The sequence below is a fragment of the Corynebacterium hesseae genome (assembly GCF_037850265.1).
Taxonomy (GTDB): Bacteria; Actinomycetota; Actinomycetes; order Mycobacteriales; family Mycobacteriaceae; genus Corynebacterium; species Corynebacterium hesseae.
In genome coordinates, this window is the sequence record NZ_CP137211.1 from 2284838 (window position 1) to 2306609 (window position 21772).

19 protein-coding genes are annotated in these 21772 nt (G+C 61.9%); 10 read left to right on the forward strand and 9 right to left on the reverse strand.

The features are described 5' to 3' along the window. Position 1 precedes the first annotated feature (1 nt). A complete protein-coding gene (locus tag R3O64_RS10800) occupies positions 2–847 on the forward strand; it encodes a DUF2993 domain-containing protein (RefSeq protein WP_070522947.1) in 846 nt (281 codons plus the stop codon). A gap of 67 nt (positions 848–914) precedes the next feature. On the opposite strand, the gene R3O64_RS10805 is transcribed toward R3O64_RS10800, so the two are convergent. Continuing rightward, positions 915–1955 carry a diacylglycerol/lipid kinase family protein gene (locus R3O64_RS10805; RefSeq protein WP_339016889.1) on the reverse strand — a complete coding sequence of 347 codons (1041 nt, stop codon included), beginning with the start codon at positions 1953–1955 and terminating at the stop codon, positions 915–917. Positions 1956–2018: 63 nt separating this feature from the next. On the opposite strand from R3O64_RS10805, the gene R3O64_RS10810 reads away from it, so the two are divergent. Further along, positions 2019–2693 (forward strand): FABP family protein, encoded by a 675-nt coding sequence (locus R3O64_RS10810; RefSeq protein WP_070522940.1) that lies wholly within the window; start codon positions 2019–2021, stop codon positions 2691–2693. Between the two features lie 17 nt (positions 2694–2710). On the opposite strand, the gene R3O64_RS10815 is transcribed toward R3O64_RS10810, so the two are convergent. Beyond that, a complete protein-coding gene (locus R3O64_RS10815) occupies positions 2711–3598 on the reverse strand; it encodes an aminodeoxychorismate lyase (protein ID WP_070522936.1) in 888 nt (295 codons plus the stop codon). Positions 3599–3628: 30 nt separating this feature from the next. Here R3O64_RS10815 and R3O64_RS10820 point away from each other — a divergent pair, with 30 nt between their 5' ends. Further along, positions 3629–4690 (forward strand): folate-binding protein, encoded by a 1062-nt coding sequence (locus R3O64_RS10820; protein ID WP_339016890.1) that lies wholly within the window; start codon positions 3629–3631, stop codon positions 4688–4690. Positions 4691–4877: 187 nt separating this feature from the next. Then, the gene (locus R3O64_RS10825; RefSeq protein ID WP_269948764.1) at positions 4878–5105 is read left to right on the forward strand and encodes a DUF3073 domain-containing protein; all 228 of its coding nucleotides are present in this window, start codon (positions 4878–4880) and stop codon (positions 5103–5105) included. 108 nt (positions 5106–5213) lie between these two features. On the opposite strand, the gene purM is transcribed toward R3O64_RS10825, so the two are convergent. From purM to R3O64_RS10840, 3 genes are read right to left on the reverse strand one after another with little or no spacing between them, the layout of a single operon-like run. Next, positions 5214–6266: a phosphoribosylformylglycinamidine cyclo-ligase gene (purM, locus tag R3O64_RS10830; RefSeq protein WP_070522927.1), complete on the reverse strand. Its 1053-nt coding sequence runs from the start codon at positions 6264–6266 to the stop codon at positions 5214–5216. A 14-nt stretch (positions 6267–6280) separates the two neighbouring features. Then, a complete protein-coding gene (gene purF, locus R3O64_RS10835; RefSeq protein WP_154762622.1) occupies positions 6281–7774 on the reverse strand; it encodes an amidophosphoribosyltransferase in 1494 nt (497 codons plus the stop codon). A gap of 34 nt (positions 7775–7808) precedes the next feature. Beyond that, the gene (locus R3O64_RS10840) at positions 7809–8213 is read right to left on the reverse strand and encodes a sterol carrier family protein (protein ID WP_070522921.1); all 405 of its coding nucleotides are present in this window, start codon (positions 8211–8213) and stop codon (positions 7809–7811) included. Between the two features lie 33 nt (positions 8214–8246). Here R3O64_RS10840 and R3O64_RS10845 point away from each other — a divergent pair, with 33 nt between their 5' ends. Beyond that, on the forward strand, positions 8247–9281 hold the full coding sequence (locus R3O64_RS10845; protein ID WP_070522918.1) for an acyl-CoA thioesterase: 1035 nt from the start codon (positions 8247–8249) through the stop codon (positions 9279–9281). A 38-nt stretch (positions 9282–9319) separates the two neighbouring features. Here R3O64_RS10845 and R3O64_RS10850 read toward each other — a convergent pair whose 3' ends face one another. Beyond that, positions 9320–10249 carry a MaoC/PaaZ C-terminal domain-containing protein gene (locus tag R3O64_RS10850; protein WP_339016891.1) on the reverse strand — a complete coding sequence of 310 codons (930 nt, stop codon included), beginning with the start codon at positions 10247–10249 and terminating at the stop codon, positions 9320–9322. Next, positions 10250–11590 carry a 3-oxoacyl-ACP reductase gene (locus tag R3O64_RS10855; protein ID WP_339016892.1) on the reverse strand — a complete coding sequence of 447 codons (1341 nt, stop codon included), beginning with the start codon at positions 11588–11590 and terminating at the stop codon, positions 10250–10252. 186 nt (positions 11591–11776) lie between these two features. On the opposite strand from R3O64_RS10855, the gene R3O64_RS10860 reads away from it, so the two are divergent. The 3 genes from R3O64_RS10860 (at position 11777) to R3O64_RS10870 (ending at position 15925) form a co-directional block, all read left to right on the forward strand. After that, positions 11777–13075 carry an acetyl-CoA C-acetyltransferase gene (locus R3O64_RS10860; RefSeq protein ID WP_339016893.1) on the forward strand — a complete coding sequence of 433 codons (1299 nt, stop codon included), beginning with the start codon at positions 11777–11779 and terminating at the stop codon, positions 13073–13075. A 28-nt stretch (positions 13076–13103) separates the two neighbouring features. Then, a complete protein-coding gene (locus R3O64_RS10865; protein WP_339016894.1) occupies positions 13104–15188 on the forward strand; it encodes an acyl-CoA dehydrogenase family protein in 2085 nt (694 codons plus the stop codon). A gap of 95 nt (positions 15189–15283) precedes the next feature. Beyond that, positions 15284–15925, forward strand: coding sequence for a DUF6891 domain-containing protein (locus tag R3O64_RS10870; protein ID WP_070522903.1), 642 nt, complete (start codon positions 15284–15286; stop codon positions 15923–15925). Positions 15926–15968: 43 nt separating this feature from the next. Here R3O64_RS10870 and trhA read toward each other — a convergent pair whose 3' ends face one another. Next, positions 15969–16622, reverse strand: a complete 654-nt coding sequence (gene trhA, locus R3O64_RS10875) for a PAQR family membrane homeostasis protein TrhA (RefSeq protein ID WP_196189552.1) — start codon at positions 16620–16622, stop codon at positions 15969–15971. Positions 16623–16912: 290 nt separating this feature from the next. Here trhA and R3O64_RS10880 point away from each other — a divergent pair, with 290 nt between their 5' ends. Both R3O64_RS10880 and R3O64_RS10885 read left to right on the forward strand, forming a co-directional pair. After that, the gene (locus tag R3O64_RS10880; RefSeq protein ID WP_339016895.1) at positions 16913–17950 is read left to right on the forward strand and encodes an alpha/beta hydrolase family protein; all 1038 of its coding nucleotides are present in this window, start codon (positions 16913–16915) and stop codon (positions 17948–17950) included. A 205-nt stretch (positions 17951–18155) separates the two neighbouring features. Continuing rightward, positions 18156–19115, forward strand: coding sequence for an Abi family protein (locus tag R3O64_RS10885; protein WP_339016896.1), 960 nt, complete (start codon positions 18156–18158; stop codon positions 19113–19115). A 332-nt stretch (positions 19116–19447) separates the two neighbouring features. Here the strand turns inward: R3O64_RS10885 and purL are convergent, their stop codons facing one another. Beyond that, positions 19448–21745 carry a phosphoribosylformylglycinamidine synthase subunit PurL gene (gene purL, locus R3O64_RS10890; protein WP_339016897.1) on the reverse strand — a complete coding sequence of 766 codons (2298 nt, stop codon included), beginning with the start codon at positions 21743–21745 and terminating at the stop codon, positions 19448–19450. Positions 21746–21772: the final 27 nt, after the last annotated feature.

Below are 21772 nucleotides of genomic sequence, written 5' to 3' on the forward strand. Positions count from 1 at the left end.
GGTGACTGTCATCTACCTCAACCGCACTGCCGTACGCCTTGCCGCCGTTGCGGGTGTGGCCCTGACAGCATGGCTGGCGGATTCAGCGGTGGCGATGCACGCGGAACACACCGTGGCCCAGAAAGCCAAAGCCAGCTCCCAATTGGAAAACACCCCGAATGTCTACATCGGCGGCGTCCCCTTCTCCCTTGCCGCGCTAACCAAAGAGATTCCATACCTGGAGGTCAACTCCTCCGACGTGGAAGTTCCGAAACTCGGCATGGTCAATGCCTCCACAACACTGCGCGACATCACAATTAACCCCGAACAACTCTTCAGCGGCGAACTGGAAGGCTCACCGGTATCCACCTATACGCGCAGCATCAGCCTCGACGGAGTGGCCTTGGGCCGCATGCTGGGTATTACTGACCTCTCCATTGCCAACCCCGATAATATGTCCCCCACCGGCGGGCCCTCCGCCGAGGCTGAGCTCACTGGCACGCTGCCGGGGGATACCACCAAGTCCACCGCGACGGTGACGCTGCGCCTCGTCGGCCCAGAGTTTCGCATGAGTGTCTACGGGACTGATGACGAACGCTTGAAAAAGGCCTTCGGCCTGGTCTTGGACACGCGCCAACTCCCGTTGCCTTCTCAAGCCACCTCCGTGAAACTACACGGCGGCTCCATCACCTTCGAGGTACAGCGACGCAATATCACGCTAAAAACAGCACAACTCTCCCCGCTGGAGATCGATGGTTCGGAGGAGAAGGCCGTCGAGGATGCCGCGCAAAAAGCGCAAGACACCGCCAACGAAGTGGGCAGCGCGCCGACGACGCCGCCGAGCTGGCGCCAAAACAGGCAGAACTAAGCCGATGCAAAACTAAGCCGACGGTGCACCAGCGGTACCCGCACCGCAGACTTGTTACTACCGCCGGCTACTTAATACGGATGAGATCTCGCAGGACTCGGCGGAAGCTGCGGTGAATGGGCGGGGCTGGGTCGATGGGAGCAAAGACTTCCAGCGCGTCTGCTTCCGACTCCAAGTGCACCTCCGTAAAGGTGCCTTCCGACTCCCCGTCCGCTTGGAAGCGGTGCGGCTTGGGGCAGACCAGGTCCACCTCAACGGCATCCTCAAAATGCAGCGTGCGGGCATCCGTGACCTTATTCAACCAGTGACGGTGATCCACGCCGAACAGGTGGAGAACGCCCACGAGACCATCAATCCCGCCGAGGTCCGACACACCAAAAAGGCCAAGCCCCTGATCGAAGGAATTGCGCGGATTAGTCACCACCGGCAGCGGCCCCAGGAAGGTCCACGGGTTGGTGTTGGAGGTGAACATGACGGGAACGTCATCGGCCGCGAAGGTTTCGCCCGAGCTCGAGCGCGCACGCACATTAATGCGCGGTGGGCGGATGCGGGCGCGCTGATAGGCCTGAAAGGCCACCGCCAGGTAGCGCAGCGGGGTGGCTGAAAAGCCCATCTCCCGTGCACGGTCCACGCGAGCCAGCACGTCTGCATCCAGCCCGAAACCAGCATTGACCGCAAACCACCGGTCATTCCACATACCCAACGACACGGTGCGGCGGGTGTTTCGCTCCAGCATCCTAGCCAGCACGTGTGCAGCCTCGACAGGGGTATTGGGGAAACCAAGGGCGCGAACGAAGACGTTTGCTGAACCAGTAGGGATCACCGCTAGCGCCGGGATCTCCTGGGGGCTAGGGCGCTGTGCGGAATTCGCCGGGCCGAGCAACCCGTTGATGATCTCATTGACCGTGCCATCGCCGCCGAAGACCAGGATGACGTCAAAGTCCTCCCGGGTCATACCGCGCACCATGTCTTCCGCGTGGCCCGGGTAGTGCGTGAAGCGAGCGAGCAGCTGCAACCCATCCACCTCCCGAATGACGGGCAAAACCTCTCGGAAGAGAGCCGCATTCTGGCTCGTAGAATTAGGGTTTGAAATCAGCAAAGCGCGCATGGCTCCCTAGACTACTGGAGCCTAGTGGTTTCCGCGGCGCTGCCACGACTACGCTGGGGCAGCATGAGCGAACAGACAAATAGCGAGAAAAACACGGAAAACACCCACCCGGAGAACACCAAGGTAGACGGCAACGCGGCCGTCAACCAGGCAGCGGAGGCATGGAAGGATGCAGCCTCCCGCAACATTCCCACCGTTGATGTAGCAGATAATCCCCTGCCGGATGAGACGGCGAACTTGCGCCAGGGCCCGTCGCTGCACGATGGTCTGCTCGGGCTTCTCCCCCTCGTCGGTGTATGGCAAGGGGAAGGCCAAGCCCACAGCACCGACGGTGAACAGTACGCCTTTGGCCAGCAGCTCATCATCGCCCACGACGGTGAGAATTACCTGACCTATACGTCCCGCACCTGGAAGATTGATTCCGAGGGCAACCCGGTTGGCCCCGATGTCCGCGAGTCCGGGTTCTGGCGCATCTCACTCAAGGACGAGATTGAGATGACCTATACCTCGTCCAACGGCATCAACGAAATCTTCTATGGGTCGCTGTTTAACGAGCGCGCCTGGCAGCTCGAGTCCGCGTCCACGATGGTCACCGAAACCGGCCCCGCCAACCTCGGCCCCGGCAAGCGCATGTATGGCCTCATGCCGAACAACAACCTCGGCTGGGTGGATGAGCGGCTTGTCGACGGCGAAATGCGCCCTTACATGTCCGCCGAGCTCACCCGTGTGGCTGGCTAACTAGCAATGCGGCGAAGTTAGCGTGCCAGGGCGGCGTCGATCAGCGCGCGTATCTTCTCCGCGTTCGCCGGCGCCTTGAGCTTCTTTTCATTCAGGCGCGTCACACGCACCGCAGTGCGCACCGAGGAGACGAGCCACACTGAGTCAGCCTCCTCGAGGTAGCGCAGATTCAGCTCCTTCGCCTTGCAGCGATATCCCTGTTCAGAGGCATACTCAAAAAGCGCAGCTTGCGTGGTGCCAGGCAGTATTCCCTTGCCCGCCGGGGTGCGCAGCTTTGTACCCTTGACCGCCACCACGGTGGAGGTGGCCCCTTCCAAGACCAGCCCCGTATCGGGATCGGTAAAAATCACATCATCAAATCCACGCTCGCGGGCCAGGCGCAGCGTGGCCATCGTGGCCGCATAATTCAGCGTCTTCGCCGGCAACTCTTCCGCCACCTGCCACAGACGCGGCGTGCTCATCACCTTGACGCCGGTATCACGCTGCGCCACAACGTCATCCGGAATCTCCTGAACCACCACCCATGCCGTGGGCACCCCAGTCGAGGCCCGCCCGCGGGTATAGGTCCACGTGCACTTAGCCTCTCGCGCTAAACCGTCCTCGCCTTCCCCGGCGGCGGGACCACAATAGTCCGCGATGGCCAGCTCGGTGGCTTCTTTCCACTTGTGGATGGGTGGCTCCGGAAGATCGAGAGCACGCGCGGAATGCCGGAAGCGCTCCGCGTGGCGATGAAAATTGGCCGCCTTGCCGTCACGCACGAGGAGGGACTCGAAGATACCGTCACCGCGTGTGACCGCAGCATCGTCCCAATAGACCAACGGTAGGTTCGGCATATGACGCCGCACCGACCCTCCAAACGGTTCCACGACGTAGATGACCGGCTCTTTCCTACGCTGAAGGCTCATAGACCCGATTATGCCCTACCATCGGAGGGCGTGAGTTATACTTCGCCACTTCTTTCCCGGCCCGGGGCCGCTGAGTTCCAGGGCACCACGCTTGTCGACGTCTCCGGTATCCCCTGGCACTACGGCGACCCCCTCGTGGAGCAGCGCGCGGTGGAGACAGGTTCCGCCATCATCGACCGTTCCCAACGCCGGGTCATTGCCGTTTCCGGGCCCGATGCCCGGGCTTTCCTGCACAACCTCCTGAGCCAGAAGCTCGATGACGTGGACGCCGGATTCTCTGCCGGCGCCCTTGATCTAGACATGCAGGGCCACGTCCTACACCATATCGACCTGTCCTTCGACGGGGAAACCTTCTACCTCGATGTGCCACCGGCCCAGTTCGAATCTTTGCGGGACTTCCTCACCGCCATGATTTTCTGGTCCCAGGTCACCGTGGAGGAAGCGGACGCGGCGATCATCACCGTGCTGGGTAAGCCGCTACAGAAGCCTTCCAGCGCCGTGATGGAGCGCTGCGTGCACTGGCCGGGCTGCCCGCGCCAGGATTTCCTCGTGCCGCGGGGTGAGCTGGAGACAGCAGTCGCAGAGTTGGAAAAGCAGGGCGGAAAATTAGCGGGGCTCATGGCCTATACCGCTGAACGAGTGCGCGCACGCGAACCAGAATTGGCCGCTGACCTCGATGCGAAAACCATCGCCCACGAGGTTCCCCAGTGGATCCGACGCAGCGATGATAACCCCGCGTTCGTCCACTTGGAGAAGGGCTGCTATCGCGGGCAGGAGACGGTCGCGCGCGTAGAGAACCTCGGGCGCTCTCCGCGCTTATTGGTCATGCTGTACCTCGATGGCTCCGCTCCGGAGCTCCCCGTAAGCGGAGCGGATATTTCACTTGGGGGACGGCGCGTCGGCAAGCTCGGCACCGTGGTCGAGGATTGCGATTACGGCCCCATCGCGCTTGGTCTAGTGAAACGCAGCGCCCTCAACCACGGGGATCTGAGCATTGGTCCAGTGGCGGCATCGGTCGAGCCGGACTCCATCCCCGCCGACGAGGGCCCCAAGGCCGGACGCGCCGCTGTGGACCGACTGCGCGGAAAATAGTGGCGAAATGCACAGTGCCCGTTGGCCGCGGGCTAGCGCACTTTTCCACGCACCACTGGGGGGTAGTTCGGAATTTTTTCTTCACACAGGCTATGGTGTCTTACAGGAACATACACATATCTGACTAAGACGATGGGGCGGCCAAGAATCCCTGGACCGCCCTACACACCTCAAGGGGGTCATGCACATGGGACGCGGACGCGCAAAGGCAAAGCAGACCAAAGTTGCACGCCAGCTGAAGTACAATTCGCCCGAGATGGATCTGGATTCGCTCCAGCGTGAGCTCGCCTCACAGAACTCCAAGCGTTCCCACGATGAGGACGAAGACCCATACTCGGAGTACGCGGATTACGAGGACTACGCAGATCGCTGGGACTCGGATGAGTGGGAAGAGGATGATTCCGACGCGCGCTAGGCGCGCGAGTCACTGTCCCACCCTGTACATCACTTAAGCGAAAGGCCGGAGCCGTCTCCCCCTCTTCTTAAGGGGAAGCGCCTCCGGCCTTGTTCCTTTTCTCAGGACTTAGAACCCTGGGTGCTCGCCGGTCATGACAACGCGCGGCTCGCCCTCTTCGGCAGCACGAACGGTGCCCAGTTCCCACGCCTCCACGTGGCGGGCGGTCATCATAGCCAATGCTCGCTCGCGATCCTCCGGCGCAACGACGGCGATCATGCCAACGCCCATGTTGAAGGTCTTCTCCATCTCCTCGAGGGCAACCTTGCCCACCGAAGAAATGGTCTTGAAGATCTGGCCCGGAGTCCACGTCGAACGGCTCACCTCAGCGCTCAGGCCCTCCGGGATGACGCGCTCCAGGTTGCCGGCAAGGCCGCCTCCGGTGACGTGGCAGAAGGTAGACACCGCGCACTCCGATGTCAGCGCCAGACAGTCCTTGGCGTAGATGCGGGTAGGCTCCAGAAGTTCCTCGCCGAGGGTGCGACCTAGGTCTTCCATGTAGCCGTCGAGCGGCAGACCCGCCTGCTCCAGGAGCACGTAGCGCGCCAAGGAGTAGCCGTTGGAGTGCAGGCCGGAGGACTTCATGGCGATGAGAACGTCGCCTTCGCGCACCTTGTCCGGGCCGAGCAGCTCATCAGCCTCTACAACGCCAACCGCAGTAGCGGAGACATCGTATTCATCCTTGCCCATCACCCCTGGGTGCTCGGCGGTCTCGCCGCCGAGGAGCGCTGCACCAGCCTGGACGCAGCCCTCAGCAATGCCCTTAACAATCTCCGCTACCTTTTCCGGCACTACCTCGCCCACGGCGATGTAGTCCTGCAGGAAGAGCGGCTCAGCGCCGCACACGACAAGATCGTCCACGCACATGGCGACGAGGTCGATGCCGATGGTGTCGTGCTTGTCCATGGCTTGGGCCACAGCCAGCTTGGTGCCTACACCATCAGAGCCAGCCGCAAGGACCGGTTCTTTGTACTCCCCCAACTTGAATAGGCCGGCGAATCCGCCGAGCCCGCCCATAACTTCGGGGCGGGTGGCGCGCTTGGCGTGGGGGGTGATTAGCTCTACTGCACGGTCGCCTTCCTCAATGTTGACGCCGGCGGCAGCATACGTGTTCTCGCTCATGAGTGACTTAGTCCTTATTCGTTAGTTGTCGTCGAGCCCTGCAGGGTGCGCACGGCCTCAGCATTGGGGTTTCCGGCAGGCAGTCCGAGTGGGTACTTACCGTCGAAACATGCGCAGCACAGTTCGTTGCGCGGCTGTTGAGTAGCCGCCACCATCTCATCGGTGGAGACAAATCCCAGTGAATCCGCACCAATCGCGGTGCAGATGGTCTGTGCTACCTCTTCCGGATCATCGGAGGGGTTGGCGTTGGCAATGAGCTCTCCTGGGGAGGCGAAGTCGATGCCGTAGAAGCACGGCCACTTCACCGGCGGGGAGGCGATGCGCACGTGGACTTCGGCAGCACCGGCTTCCCGCAACATCCGGATCAGCGCGCGCTGCGTGTTACCACGCACGATTGAATCATCCACCACGACGATGGACTTGCCTTCAATGACCTCCCGCAGCGGGTTGAGCTTGAGGCGAATGCCCATCTGGCGCTGGGACTGCGTGGGCTGGATGAAGGTGCGGCCCACATAAGAGTTCTTCACCAAGCCGTGCGCGAAGGTCAACCCGGATTCGCGGGCATAACCGACGGCAGCCGGGTTGCCGGACTCCGGAACGGGGATCACCATGTCCGCATCGGGTGCCGGGTACTGGCGCGCTAGACGACGCCCAATTTCCACGCGCGTGGCGTTGACAGAACGGCCCTTGATATTCGTATCGGGCCGAGCTAGATAGACATATTCAAAGACACAGCCATGGCGCTTGGTCTCGGCGAAGCGCTCGGAGCGGATTCCGGTCTCATCGATGGCAACGAGCTCGCCTGGTTCGATCTCCCGGATAAACTGCGCGCCGACGATGTCGAGCGCACAGGTCTCACTGGCTACCACCCAGCCGGTAGTGAGGCGGCCGAGGGCAAGCGGGCGCACGCCATGCGGATCGCGTGCGGCATAGAGAGTGTGCCCGTCCGTAAAGGTCAGGCAGTATGCACCCTTCACCGTGGGCAACAATTGCAGGGCCGAATCAAAGACGGTGTTGTCCTCGTTGACGCCGTCCGCCAACAAGATGGACAAGCACATGGAATCCGAGACGGACTCTTCCTGCGGCTTGATCAGCCCACGCCGCACAGCCTCTGCGCGCAGTTCCAGGTAATTTACTAGGTTTCCGTTGTGGCCGAGCGCGATGTCAACACCGCTGGGCGACGTCCCGAACATCGGCTGCACATTCGACCATTCCTTGCCGCCTGCAGTGGAATAACGCGTATGGCCGACGGCCACGTTTCCATGCAGCGAGCTCAGGATGGATTCATCGAAGACATTGGAGACAAGGCCCATATCCTTAAAGACGACGATGCGATCATCATCGCCCACCGCGATACCGGCGGCCTCCTGTCCGCGGTGTTGGAGGGCGAAAAGCCCGAAGTAGGTTAGCTTCGAAACCTCTTCTCCTGGTGCCCAAACACCGAAGACTCCGCATTCTTCGCGGGGTTCCGGATCCAGGCTGGGATCCGTCGACAAGGGCTTAGTCATGCTCTGGACGTGTTCAGCTACCACGGCGCCAATCCTAGCTGTTTGGGCCTGTGAAAACTAACGGAATCACGGGCAAACAGGCTGCGATGTCGTGGGAGCGGGATCCGGAGGCGTCTACGCGGCCAGCGTTAAGCGCCTGCTCCCAGCCAATGACTCCCGTGGCCAGCTGCAACCATGTCAGGGGATCCATCTCCACCACATTCGGAGGGGTACCCCGGGTATGCCGGGGACCAGCGATGCACTGGACTGCCACGAATGGGGGGACCCGCAACTCCACGGAATGTCCCGGCGCGTCCGCCTCCACTAGGCGGGCCGTAGTGCGGGTGGCCTTTGCCAGAGCAGAGCGACCTGGTTTTTCGGTCCTCTCAGGGTCACGGATCCACTCCGCCACCGCTTCGACGGCAGCACGGGTGGTGGCGGCATCAACGGCCTTTTTCATACGCTATGCACACTCCCTGATACTTTGTTATCCATGTCACCAACCATGCCACCAAGCTCCTCGGAAGAAAAGAAGCCTGTCCCGACCGGGAAGTCCCCCTCCATCACGCTGCGGTTTATGGCCGCCCCGACAGATCTCACCATCGCCGGCGCCCAAGGCATTGGCGGCGGTCGCGTTTTGGAATGGATCGATAAGGCCGCCTATGCGTGCGCGGTTCAATGGTCCGGTACCTACTGCGTGACGGCCTACGTGGGCCACATCCACTTCACGCGCCCAATTCCTTCGGGCCACTTGGTGGAGGTACGCTCGCGCATCGCGATGACGGGGCGGTCCTCCATGCACATCGTCAACGAGGTGCTCTCCGCCGACCCGCGCGATGGCATCTTCACGCGCGCCTGCGACTGCCTCGTCATCTTCGTGGCCAAGGACACCGAGACCGGAAAGTCGATGGCCGTTCCGCCGCTCGTTCCGGATTCCACTGAGCACCAGCGCGTATGGGAGGCCGCGGAATCCCGCATCGAGCTGCGCAAAGCCATCGAAGCGGAGATGGAAAAGCAGACTTATGACGGCCCGTCCGACGCTCCCCGCATGGTCAACCGCTTCTTGGCCAAGCCCACCGACGTCAACTGGGGCGGCAACGTCCACGGCGGCACCGCCATGGAATGGATTGATGAGGCGGGTGCCGCCTGCACCATGGAGTGGTCCGGCGAGCACACCGTCGCGGTCTATGCCGGCGGAATCCGCTTCTACCGGCCAATCCATATTGGAGATCTCATCGAGGTGGATGCCCGCATGATGCGCACGGATACCCGCTCGATGCAGATGTCCGTCCACGTGCGCTCGGGCAACCCGCGCGGCGGCCGCGAAAAACTGGAGACCGCCATCCACGCCACAGTCTCCTATATGGCGATGGACGCTGACTGGCAGCCGCTGGCTGCCCGCCAATTCACTCCCCGCACCGAGGAAGACAAGCGCCTCTGGGAGCACGCCGGCATCCTTCGCGGACTGCGCGGCAAATACTCCCCGAAGCCACTGGTGGTGGCACCAAAGCACCAACACGTGGATTAACAAAAGGATGAGCCCGAGGCTCATCCACTGGGCCGCGCCTACTTTAGAGGCTCAACCCGGCACGCCACGTGGAGGGAGCTTGGGTCCTTGGCCTTGCGCAAGGTGACGGTCCGGACTTCACCATCGCTGTCCGTGGTACCGCCGGGCGCTACGTAAACCCCCGTGGTCGCCGGAAGGATGACGGGCTTGTAGAAGTCCGCGCTGATGCGCACAGCACCGGGGAGGGTGCCATCGAGCACCGACAGCATGCGAGCGTGCGTGTACATGCCGTGCGCGATGGGCGCGGGGAATCCGAAGAGCTTGGCACCCACCGTGGACACGTGAATGGGGTTCTTATCCCCCGATGCCGCGGCATAGACGCGGGTGCTTTCGGGGCTAAAGCGCAGCGTTGCCGTAGGCGTTCCCGCCTCATCGCCGGGGAAGTCGAGGAAGCGCTCGGCCTCCGGACGTGTTCTCACTTGGCGCGGGGTGTCCTTGGTGAACTTGGCCCCCTGGCCGAGGAAGACTGACGTCTGGCGCCAGATCTCCTCGCCGCCAACGCTGTAAGTGGTCACCATATCGATGACCAACCCTTTGCGGTGCGGGCGCAGGTTTTCCGCATGCACCGCGATGTCACAGCGCTCGTCAACGCGCAGCGGGCGTTTCTGCTCGATGCGGTTGGACAGATGCACCACGCCCACGGCTGGGAACGGAAAGTCCGGTGTTGCCATGACCTTGATGGCGAGCGGGAAGGCCAGCGCGTAGAGATAGGTAGCAGGCAGCTCGTTGCTCAGCCGCAGGCCCGTGGCCTGGCAGTAGCGAGCCAGGTGCTCGGTGTCGACGCCTACGCTGTCGACGCGGTACGCGGTCTGCGAGTCCTCAACCTTTCGCTTGCCCGCCCCCAGCCCGGGGATGGGGACCGCACCCAGCATGAGGCTGCGGTACAGGGCGGGAAGGTCCGGAATCTCGTTGAGTGTGGTGACGTTCATTTAGGCTCCCATGAGGTTCTGACCACAGACGCGGACGGTGTTGCCGCTCACCGCCGCGGAGGCCGGCGAGGCGAAGAAGGCGACGGTCTCCGCGACGTCGACAGGCAAACCACCCTGTTGCAGTGAGTTCAGGCGGCGGCCGATCTCGCGCGGCCCGGTCGGCATCGCCGCGGTCATGGCGGTTTCAATAAAGCCCGGCGCCACGGCGTTGATGGTGGAGCCGTTCTCCGCCAACACTGAGCGCAAGGAATCAACGAGGCCAATGATGCCGGCCTTGGTCGTGGCGTAGTTGGTCTGACCGCGGTTGCCGGAAATGCCAGCCATAGAGGACACACCAATCACTGCGGCACCCGGCGCGAGGGAACCGGATTCCAAGAGGCTTTCGGTAATGCGAACCGGCGCCAAGAGGTTAACGGCAAGAACAGAGTCCCACTGGCCTTCATTCATGTTGGCCAGCAGCTTGTCACGGGTAATTCCGGCGTTGTGGACGATGACGTCAATGGCTCGGCCGTGGCGCTCCTGCGCGTGCTGGGCAATCTTGTCTGCGGCCTGGGGGTCGGTGACGTCGAGAGGCAGCGCGGTGCCCTTGACCTTGTTCGCGGTCTTGGCCAAATGCTCGCTGGCCTGCGGAACGTCGATGCAGATGACGCTGGCACCATCGCGCGCCAGCACCTCAGCAATGGTGGCGCCGATGCCGCGGGCAGCACCGGTCACCACCGCCAGCCGCCCGTCGAGCGGCTGCTCCCAGTTCTGCGCTTCGCCATTGGTTGCCGGAGAATCGTGCCCCTGGGCACTGACGCGCACAACCTGCCCGTCCACGAAGGCCGACTTGCCAGAAAGGAAGAAGCGGAGCGTGGACTCCACCTCTGTGGTGGCAGCGGGGTCTGCCCAGACCAGGTTCACGGTACCGCCCTTGCGCATTTCCTTGGCCAGGGAACGGGTGAACCCTTCGAGTGCGCGGGCGGCAATGCGGGCGTCGATAGTGTCCGCAGCTTCCGGGGTGGTGCCGATGACCACCAAGCGCGCGCACGGCAGGAGGTTGCGCATCTGCGGGTTGAAGAAGTCATAGAGCTCACGCAGCTGCTCTGGGGTCTCCAGGCCGGTGGCGTCGAAGACGAGGGCGGCCCGCTTCGCCTCCGCGGAAGCATTGATGACCTGGTAGTCCACGGCTAGCTGAGAACTCAGAAACTCAGCGATGCGCCCCTGGCCGCCGATGACGATGGGGCCATCGAGTGCTGGTTCCCCAGCCTTGTGGCGGCGCAGGGGATGACCTTGGGGTACTCCTGCTTTGGCGGCGAGCGGTGAGTTGATGAGCTTCTCAGCAATTGTGACGTTCGGCATAGGCTGGCATGTTCCTTTCTCGATTCTTCACAACCTTGCGAGCTTTGTTGAGCTGGTTGCAAGGTTAGTTAATTGAGTGATAGAACTAACAATATCACTTTAGTTGTGACGCGAAACGAACAGCCGGGTTGCTACCCCCTCCCGCTGGGATGATTCGCACGAGACCACTCGCGAAGGAGCTTTTTAATGACCAACCCCCCGCACCGCGTAGCCATCCTGGGTGGCAACCGCATCCCATTTGCTCGTTCCAATAAGCAGTACGCCCACGCGTCCAACCAAGACATGCTCACCAGTGCGCTGGATGGACTCGTCGCACGCTACGGGCTTCACGACGAACGCCTCGGCCTCGTCGCCGCCGGCGCTGTGCTCAAGCACTCCCGCGATTTCAACCTCACCCGCGAAGTCGTTCTAGGCTCCGCCCTCGACTCCACGACCCCCGCCATCGATGTACAACAGGCCTGCTGCACTTCTCTTGCGGCAGCTATCCACGTCGGTGATGCCATTGCCCAAGGCCGAATCTCCGCCGGCATCGCGGGCGGAACGGACACCACCTCGGATGCCCCGCTGGCCGTCAATGACACGCTGCGCCGCACGCTGCTCAACCTCACCCGCGCCAAGACCGCTGCGCAGCATGCCCAGCTCATCGGCTCTATCCGCCCCTCGCAGCTGGCCCCGGAACAGCCACAGAACGGTGAGCCGCGCACCGGACTCTCCATGGGTGATCACGCCGCCATCACCGCCCGTGAATTGAACATCGGCCGCGAGGCCCAAGATGAGTTGGCGCTCGCCTCCCACCAGAACCTCCACAAGGCTTGGGAGGAAGGCTTCTTTGAAGACCTCACCACGGGCTTCCTCGGCGTCAACCGCGATACCAACCTGCGCCCGGATTCCTCCCTGGAGTCCTTGGCCAAGCTCAAGCCGGTCTTCGGCAAGCGCGATGCTGAGCAACACGGCACGCAGGCAACGATGACCGCAGGCAATTCCACGCCGCTGACCGACGGCGCCTCCGTCGCCCTCCTCAGCTCCGAGGAATGGGCAGCCGAGCACAACATCGAGCCCCGTGCCTTCCTCGTGGACTCAGAGACCGCGGCCGTCGACTTTGTCCACGGTCCCGACGGCCTGCTCATGGCCCCCACCTACGCGGTCCCGCGCCTGCTCGAGCGCAACAACCTAAGCCTGCAGGATTTCGATTTCTACGAGATCCACGAGGCCTTCGCCTCCCAGGTCTTGGCCACCCTGTCCGCATGGGAGGACGAGACCTACTGCCGCGAACGCCTCGGTTTACAGTCCGCGCTAGGCCCCATCGACCGCGCCAAGCTCAACGTCAAGGGCTCCTCCCTGGCCGCCGGCCACCCCTTCGCCGCCACCGGCACCCGAATCCTCGCCACCACCGCCAAGATTCTCGAAGAAAACGGCGGCGGACGGGCCCTCATTTCCATCTGCGCCGCCGGCGGTCAGGGCGTCGCGGCCATCGTTGAACGTTAAGAAAAGCCTCCCAGAAAGGACCTTCACCATGGCACTCACCAAGTCCTCCACGGACAAAAAGTCCATCTCCCCGGAGCTCAACAACCAGGCCTCCACCGACGCCCCCAAGGCCGAAGCCCGCAGCCCACACCGCCTGCCGACCACCCCGAAGCCTGCTGTTGCCACCGAACTTGCCGCGCTTCTCGACGGCCCCCACGCCGCCTTCCGCCAGGAGCTGCGCACCTTCCTCAACGATCCTTCGCTCTTCCCGAACCCGGATCTGCCCATGGCGGAGCAGCGCCAACACACCTTCGACAACCTCTCCAAGGTTCGTGACTTTGGCGGATTCAACCACGGCCTGCGCCGCGCCAACGGCGGTGCCGGCAAGCCAAATCTCTCCACCTTCACCCTCGAAGGCTTGGCGTGGGTTGACGGTTCGCTGGCGATTAAGTCCGGTGTGCAATGGGGCCTGTGGGGTGGAGCGCTGGATCAGCTAGGCACCGAGCGCCACCTCAAGTGGGTTGAGAAGGCCGCCAGCCTGGAGTTGCCGGGCTGTTTCGCCATGACTGAGCGCGGCCATGGTTCCGATGTGCAATCCCTCGAGACCACCGCCACCTTCGACCCGGAGACCGATGAGTTCATCATCAACACCCCCTCCGATTCCGCGGTGAAGAACTACATCGGTAACGCCGCCAAGGATGGCCGCGCCGCAGTCGTCTTCACCCAGCTCATCACCCCAGATAGCGACGGCCGCTCCCACGGCGTCCACGCCATCATCGTCCCCATCCGCGATGAAGAAGGCAACGAGCTGCCAGGCGTTACCTTGGGCGATCATGGCCACAAGGGTGGTTTGGTAGGCGTCGATAATGGCACCTTGCGCTTCGACAACGTCCGCGTGCCGCGCGAGAACCTACTCAACCGCTTCGCCGATGTGGACGAGAAGGGCAAGTACTCCTCCCCCATCGAGTCCAAGAATGCTCGCTTCTTCACCATGCTGGGCACTCTCATCCGCGGCCGCATCGGCGTATCCGGCGCAGCGGGCGCCGCCACCGAGGCTTCCCTGGACATCGCCATCCGCTACGCCAACCGCCGTCGTCAGTTCGAGGGCGCGACCGGCGCCGAGAAGCGCCTCATTGAGCACCGCCAGCACCGCCGCCGCCTGCTCATTCCGCTGGCCCGTACATACGCGCTGCACCTGCTCTACAACCAAATTCTGGAGCGCTACCAGGAACAAAACGATCAGCACGAGGCTGGCACCTGGTCTGTGACGGAGCCGACCGAAGAGCAGAAGTTTGCCTCCCGTGAGATGGAATCCCTGGCAGCTGCCATCAAATCCGCGCAGACCCAGCACGCCACCCGCACTATCCAAGAGTGCCGCGAGGCCTGCGGTGGCGCCGGCTACATGTCCGAGAACCGCCTGACCACCTACCGCGCCGATTCCGATGTCTTCGCTACCTTCGAGGGCGATAACACTGTGCTCATTCAGATGGTGGGCAAGAACCTGCTCACCGCCTATGGTCGCGCGATGAATGACATGAGCCCGTGGGACACCGTGAAGTACGCGGCTACCACCGCCACCGATGTGGTTCGCCGCCGCTACGGGTTCACTACTCGCCTGCAAGGCCTGGTGGACCGCGTGAATCCTTCAGAGGCCTCGCTTTTCGACGCCACCTACCAGGCCAAGCTGATCGACGATCGCGCCCAGTCCATCCTCTTCTCCCTCGTGCGCCGCATCCAGCCGGCTCGCAAGGCCGATAAGGTGCAGGCCGCCGCCATCGTGGATCAGTGCCAGGATCACCTCATCGCCGCCGGCTGGGCCCGCGTGGATACCTTGTTGGTCCAGGCCATGATTGAGGCAGAAGAGCGCCTTGAGGAAGGTTCGCTGGCACGCCAGGTCTTCGAGCAGCTGCGCCACCTCTTCGTCTTCGACACCTTGGTTCAGCACGCGGGCTGGTACCAGGAGCACAACCTGATTCCGGCCGGCCGCATGAAGGCCGCCCGCGCTGCTATCAACGACCTCGTCGATTCGCTCGCACCATGGTCCGTCGTTCTCGTGGATGCCTTCGGCGTTCCGCCTGAGGTCCACAACATCCCGATGCTCACCGAGGCCGGTGTGGATCCGCTCCACGTCTAGTCACGCCACGCATCTCGAGGGCACCTCCGCCACCTGGCGGGGTGCCCTCCCTGCTTTCAACGACTGTCAGCATCACGCATCTACCATCCACAGGCATGACCACACCACACTCCATGTTCTCCAGTTCCTTCCCGCCTTCCGAAGACATCTTGGTCTCCGGAACCCTTCGCAACGACATCTCGCTGCATCTGTGCCACGGCCATTCACGCCAGGACATTCACAACGACTTTATTGAGCTTCTCGACGATCCTTCCGAGTGGACGACAGTGCGCACGGATCCCTTCCCGGAAGATTTCGATTCCATCATTGACGAAGTTGCCGCTAAGTACGCACAGAAGGTCACAGAGAAGTCCGCAGACGCACAGCGCCTCGACGCCCTCCGTGATGAGCTGCAACAGCGCAACCTAGCCTTCAGCTTCGACGAGGGCTGGGACGCCTCCGACGGCGCTGAATGCGGCGCCGAAAAGGCGGAAGAAGACGGTGCCGCAGGATATGTTTATTGCCACATGCAGGACGTCGACAGGTTAATCCACACCGGAGACCTCTTCTTTGGTTTCGGCACCATGAGAACCGATGCCGAGCTCAGCACACCTGTGGCCGTTGGCGAGCTACTCGTCGAAGCGCTGCGTGCGGTTGGCTTTAATCCCACGTGGGATGGCAACCCTAACGCACGCGTGCTGTGCCAAGGCCTAGTCGTCGAATTCCCCCTCGCGGAGGACCTCACCGACGCTGAATAAGCTCCATCCCCATAAATTCCGTGAAGCTAGCCCCCGTATTCGGCTAGCCCGCAACAACCATCCAGATGGCTACCATGTGCACCACCGCCGCGGCAATCGTCGCGGTGTGGAAGTGCTCGTGGTAGCCATACCAGCGCGCGTTGCGCCCCGGCCACTTGAAGCCGTACATCAACGCACCCACTGAATAGACCACGCCGCCGGCAAAGAGAAGCCACACCACAGCCGGTCCTGCGGACTGCCACAGGTTCGGCAATAGCGGCAGGATGAGCCAGCCCAGCACGAGGTAAACCACCACGTCCAGCCAGCGTGGGTGATTAATCCACACCAGATTCAAGATGACGCCCATGATGGCGCCCACCCACGCCGAGGTCAGCATCCATAACGCCTGCGTTGGCTCCAGCACGATGGCGCACAAGGGCGTGTAGGTCGCCGCGATAAACACCGAAATCGTCGCATGGTCAGCACGTCGCCACCATTGCACCGCGCGCATGGATACCCACGGCCAGCGGTGGTACAACGCTGAGACCGTAAAGAGGCCCACCACGCCGACGCCGTAGACCGTCACCGCAAGCCCCTGCCACCACGGCAGCGTCATCCACGCAAAGGTAATCAGAACCGTCGATGCGATCAGGGAGGCAATGGCCGCAAAGAAGTGGCCCCAGCCGCGCGTTAATGGGCGCGGGCCGCGGTCCGCCATCCAGTACGTGCGCTGGATGAGCTGCTCTATCGTGCTATTTTCCTGCACAGAGCCTTCTTCAACTGGAAATTCTTGCGGGGACGATTTCTGAGCACTGGGTGCGTTCATAGTGGGGGCCTTGTCTTGCCTGAGATGCGGGTCATGCGCATAACGCATTCACTCCCAAAACTTACGTACCCGTAACTATACGGACGGGCACTGTGGCAGACAAGGGTTGAGCAACAGTTTTCACCAGTTTTTCTTCCAATATTTGCAGTTCGAGGGCGCTGGCCACGTAAACTACCCACATTATGCTTTCCTTTGTCTCACGCTCTCGCCGCACCGCGGCGCTGTTCGCAGCTGCCATGATGGCGCTGGGGGCGGCGTCGGCAGGCGCCGGCTCCGCTTCCGCACAGTCCAGCACCATCGGCGAGGTTTCCTCGCGCGTGACCAACCCGCAGCCCTGGCTCGGTGACAAGGCCTTCATTACCTCAAAGCGCCACATGGGTGGCAACCACTGGGTGGTAGACGTGTGGTCCCCGGCCAATCGTGCGGTGATTTCTAATAACGTCCTACTCCCCGAGGGCGATAAGCCGCGCCCCTCCTTCTACCTGTTGCCCGGTGTAGAGGGCGGCCAGGCGGGCATGAACTGGATGACCCACTCTGATATCCGTAATTGGGCCGTGGGCAAGAACGTCAACGTCGTTATGCCGCTCGGCGGCGCCTATTCCCTCTACACCGATTGGAATGCCGAGGATCCCATCCTGGGAGTCAACAAGTGGAACACCTATATGACCGCTGAGTTGCCCCCGCTGATCGACGCCGAATTCCACGGCACCGGCCGCGATGCCATCGGCGGCATTTCTTCCACGGGCGGCGCCGCACTCGACATCGCCGGTCATGCCCCACAGCGTTACAAAGCAGCGGCCTCCTACTCCGGCTGCCCAGTGCGCTCCGGTGCAATTGGCTTCCCCACCTCCACCGCGATGATCGCCTATGGCGGCGGTTCCTCCTTCAATGCGTGGGGCCTGCCGGGCTCCCCGCAGTGGTTCGATCACGACCCCAACGCCAACCCTGGGCGCCTGCGTGACGTCGAGGTCTTCGTGGGCTCGGCCTCCGGCACTCCGGGTCCTATCGATGGGACCAATAACCCCGGCCAATGGCTCGGACCCCGCGCGGTGGAAACGGTTGCTAACCAGTGCTCAGAGGAATTCACCCGCAACGCCCGCAATGCCGGGGTGCGAGTGAACCGTTACTTCAGCCCCCAGGGCTCGCACACCTTCAACCTCTTCTCCCACCAGATGAAGCTGAGCTGGGACCAGACCATTGCCCGCACCATCGGCGCTTAAGTAGTAACAGGTGGCCGCCTCACTTCGGGCGCGTCTACCTGAAAAGTGGGATTGACGCATTTCAAGGTCCTACGGTAAAATTTTGGTTAATAGTTCAGCCCGCCCGGTTTCTCTTCGGAAACTCGGAGTGGGCTGGATCTCTATTTGCACCGTTCCGCCGATCCGATCCCCACAACAACTCGTCCCCTCTCCAGATTGGCTTCCCATGTCTTCATCGCTCAAGCCAGCAACGACCATTGACGAGCATATTATTCGACTGCGGAGCCGTGGCATGAAAATCGACAGAGCTTTAGCTGAACAATGGTTTTCACACGTTAGCTACTACCGGCTTTCTGCCTATTGGTATCCAGCCAGACAATTCAATGAAGACGGAACTAGTCGTTCTAGTCACTTCGTCGATGGTACCGACTTTGCACACGTCATCTCCTTATATGAAGCCGATAGGAAACTCCGTACCTTAATCCATGACGGAATGGAGCGAATCGAAGTAGCGATGCGAACCAAGCTCGTCGAACTGCTGTGTGCTCGACACCCCAATGATCCTACTTTCTACCTCCGCTCAGACGACTTTCGGCCAAACTTTGACCACGTGTCGTGGCTGAGTACAGCGTATGGACGACTCGCGAGGGCGAAGAAGAACGACGCCGTGAAACACTACATTGAACAATACGGTGGACAGTATCCCATGTGGGTTATGGCTGAAGTGCTCGATTTTTCGGACATTTCAAAGCTCTATGCAGGCTTAGGATCCAACGATCAACGATCGATTTCGGAAGCGCTGGAAATAAAGATCAACTTCTCCAGTTTGAACAGGAATCAGAAGCAAAGGCTTAAGAAGAAACATCCGCTGGCGAGTTGGCTCGAGCAGCTAACTGTTATTCGGAATACCTGCGCGCACCACGGTAGGCTCTGGAATCGTTCTTTTGCTCCGGCTCCTACTGAAGCGATCCGTAACAATGGGAACCTATACCTCCTGCCAGAGAATCAAAGTGAAAGGCTATTTGGTGCTTTGATTATCATGGCGCATTTACTGAGGACCGTCTCTCCCGGATCAACCTGGCCCAACAAAATAGTGGCTTTACTTGACGAGCACTTCCTCACCAATCCACTTGTCGAAAAAGCCAGTATCGGTATTCACAGCAATTGGGACGAAGAAACGCTTTAGGCTCTTCTCGTACCTTGGGAGCTACGGACCCAAGTGAATATGGTGAGTCCTGCGAGCCAGTTGACAGCAACTTCCCTAGAACGATGAAGCTGAGCTGGGACCAGACCATCGCCCGCACCATCGGTGCTTAATTAGTTGGTTCCTAGAAAGCCGTCACCTCACGGCTCGCGGCATGCTCACAATCTTCGCTTCGGCCAGTCTTGGTGGATTAATGACTACCTCTGAGCTCGTCAAATGACGAAGATATAAAAGATATAAAGGGATAAAAAAGGTACCGGGCAGGGCCTCGCCTTGGCGAGAACCCTGCCCGGTTGCAGTGCTGTAGGTGTCGCTTACTCCACGACGGAGTTGGCACCCACCGCGTGACCGAAGAGGTCCGGCAGGGTCGCCGCCCAAGCTTCGAGCAACTCGGAAACAGCAACGGACTCGCCGCCCAGCTCCAGCTCACCGTTGTCGGTGGTCTGGCCGACGACGACGGCCGGCACGCCGCACTCCTCGGCGCGCTGCAGCAGCATGTCGACTCGGTCAGCGGTCGTTGCCACGAGCACTCGGGAGGCGGACTCGGAGAAGGCAGCCACGAAGGCGTCCTCGTGGACCTTGGACAGATCCAGGTTCAGGCCCACGCCGCTGCGCTTGGCCATCTCGAATGCGGTGACGGCGAGGCCACCTTCGGAGATATCGTGAGCGGCGGTCAGACCTTCGTTGCCCACGAAGAAGTCAGCGAGGCGCTGCTCATTAGCCAGGTCGACCTGCGGCGGCAAGCCGTTGAGCCCGTTCTTCGCCTCATGGCCCTGCTCATGAGCGCTCACCTGCTGCCAGATGGAACCGCCGAACTCATCCTTGGTCTCACCCAGCAGAACGAGCACCTCCGGTTCCTCCACGAGGCCGAGTTCGTTGCCAATGGACGCGTGGACGTCATCGATGACGCCCAGGACGCCCACGACGGGCGTCGGCAAGATCGGCTCCTCGCCGGTCTGGTTGTAGAAGGAGACGTTGCCACCGGAGACGGGGATGCCGAGTTCCACGGCGCCGTCGGCAAGCCCGTGCACGGACTCGCGGAACTGCCACATGACGTCCGGATTTTCCGGGGAGCCATAGTTGAGGCAGTTGGTGATGGCGACCGGGCGGGCGCCGGTGACGGCGACGTTGCGGTAGGCCTCCGCCAGAGCCAGGCGTGCGCCCATGTTCGGATCCAGCTTGGTGTAGCGGCCAGAGGCATCGGCCGATACCGCGATACCGCGGCCGGTCTCCTCATCAATGCGCAGCACACCAGCGTTCGCGTGGTGGGACTGTACGGTGTTGCCGCGCACGTAGCGGTCATACTGCTCGGTGATGAAATCACGGGAACACAGCGCCGGAGAGGCCACGAGTTTCTTGAGTGCCACAGTGATGTCCTGCTTCTCGACGCCCTCGAATTCCTGCAGCGCATCCTGCCACTCCGGGCGTGCGTACGGGCGGTCATACACCGGACCCTCGTTGGCGATGGTGTGTGCAGGGGCATCGACGACGACCTCGCCCTGGTGGCGAATGATGAGGTGCTTGCCGGTGGTGACCTCACCGATCTCGGCGCAGGTGACGTCCCAGTGCGCGCAGATCTCCTTGAACTTCTCCACGTTCTCCGGGGTCACCACGGCGCACATGCGCTCCTGGGACTCGGAAGCGAGGATCTCTGCTGCGGTCATGTTCTTCGCACGCAACGGGACGTTATCCAGGTTGATCTCCATGCCACCATCACCGGAGGCAGCGAGCTCGGAGGTGGCGCATGCCAGGCCCGCGCCGCCGAGGTCCTGGATGCCGACGACGATGCCGGACTTGTACAGCTCCAGGCAGCACTCGATGAGGACCTTCTCCGCGAATGGGTCACCCACCTGGACGGCGGGCAGCTTGCGCTCCGCGCCGTCCTCGAAGGTGTCAGACGCCAGCACGGACACGCCACCGATGCCGTCGAGCCCAGTGCGTGAGCCGAAGAGCATGACCTTGTTTCCGGTACCGGAGGCGAACGCCAGTTTCAGGTCCTCCACCTTCAGCGTGCCCACGCACAGAGCGTTGACCAGCGGGTTGCCGGCGTAGGACTCATCAAAAACGGTTTCGCCGCCAATGTTGGGCAGACCCAAGCAGTTGCCGTAGTGCGAGATGCCGTCGACCACGCCCGGCAGGACGCGCTTGGTATCGGGTGCATCCGCCGGACCGAAGCGCAGCTGATCCATCACGGCAATCGGGCGCGCGCCCATGGCCATGATGTCGCGGACGATGCCGCCCACGCCCGTCGCCGCACCCTGGTGCGGCTCCACGTAGGAGGGATGGTTGTGGCTTTCCACGCGGAAGGTCACCGCGTTGCCGTCTCCGATATCCACCACGCCGGCGTTCTCACCGATGCCGGCGAGAATCTTCGAGCCCATCTCCTCGGTCATGGTCTCGCCGAAGTAGCGAAGGTGCGTCTTGGAGGACTTATAAGAACAGTGCTCCGACCACATCACCGAGTACATGGTCAGCTCGGCATCGGTGGGGCGGCGGCCCAGGATCTCGCGGATGCGGGCGTACTCATCATCCTTGAGGCCCAGTTCGCGGTAGGGCTGCTCCAGGTCCGCGTCCTGCGTGGCCTGCTCGACGGTGTCGTTGTGTACGGTCATTGTTTCTCCTTATAACCGTCGGCGCGG

What these genes read in the sequence shown, in the direction of transcription:
- R3O64_RS10805 (WP_339016889.1), bottom strand. Translation starts at nt 1,955, where the DNA reads ATGCGCGCTTTGCTGATTTCAAACCCTAATTCTACGAGCCAGAATGCG.
- R3O64_RS10810 (WP_070522940.1), top strand. Translation starts at nt 2,019, where the DNA reads ATGAGCGAACAGACAAATAGCGAGAAAAACACGGAAAACACCCACCCG.
- R3O64_RS10815 (WP_070522936.1), bottom strand. Translation starts at nt 3,598, where the DNA reads ATGAGCCTTCAGCGTAGGAAAGAGCCGGTCATCTACGTCGTGGAACCG.
- R3O64_RS10825 (WP_269948764.1), top strand. Translation starts at nt 4,878, where the DNA reads ATGGGACGCGGACGCGCAAAGGCAAAGCAGACCAAAGTTGCACGCCAG.
- purM (WP_070522927.1), bottom strand. Translation starts at nt 6,266, where the DNA reads ATGAGCGAGAACACGTATGCTGCCGCCGGCGTCAACATTGAGGAAGGC.
- purF (WP_154762622.1), bottom strand. Translation starts at nt 7,774, where the DNA reads ATGACTAAGCCCTTGTCGACGGATCCCAGCCTGGATCCGGAACCCCGC.
- R3O64_RS10840 (WP_070522921.1), bottom strand. Translation starts at nt 8,213, where the DNA reads ATGAAAAAGGCCGTTGATGCCGCCACCACCCGTGCTGCCGTCGAAGCG.
- R3O64_RS10845 (WP_070522918.1), top strand. Translation starts at nt 8,247, where the DNA reads ATGTCACCAACCATGCCACCAAGCTCCTCGGAAGAAAAGAAGCCTGTC.
- R3O64_RS10850 (WP_339016891.1), bottom strand. Translation starts at nt 10,249, where the DNA reads ATGAACGTCACCACACTCAACGAGATTCCGGACCTTCCCGCCCTGTAC.
- R3O64_RS10855 (WP_339016892.1), bottom strand. Translation starts at nt 11,590, where the DNA reads ATGCCGAACGTCACAATTGCTGAGAAGCTCATCAACTCACCGCTCGCC.
- R3O64_RS10860 (WP_339016893.1), top strand. Translation starts at nt 11,777, where the DNA reads ATGACCAACCCCCCGCACCGCGTAGCCATCCTGGGTGGCAACCGCATC.
- R3O64_RS10865 (WP_339016894.1), top strand. Translation starts at nt 13,104, where the DNA reads ATGGCACTCACCAAGTCCTCCACGGACAAAAAGTCCATCTCCCCGGAG.
- R3O64_RS10870 (WP_070522903.1), top strand. Translation starts at nt 15,284, where the DNA reads ATGACCACACCACACTCCATGTTCTCCAGTTCCTTCCCGCCTTCCGAA.
- trhA (WP_196189552.1), bottom strand. Translation starts at nt 16,622, where the DNA reads ATGGCGGACCGCGGCCCGCGCCCATTAACGCGCGGCTGGGGCCACTTC.
- R3O64_RS10880 (WP_339016895.1), top strand. Translation starts at nt 16,913, where the DNA reads ATGCTTTCCTTTGTCTCACGCTCTCGCCGCACCGCGGCGCTGTTCGCA.
- R3O64_RS10885 (WP_339016896.1), top strand. Translation starts at nt 18,156, where the DNA reads ATGTCTTCATCGCTCAAGCCAGCAACGACCATTGACGAGCATATTATT.
- purL (WP_339016897.1), bottom strand. Translation starts at nt 21,745, where the DNA reads ATGACCGTACACAACGACACCGTCGAGCAGGCCACGCAGGACGCGGAC.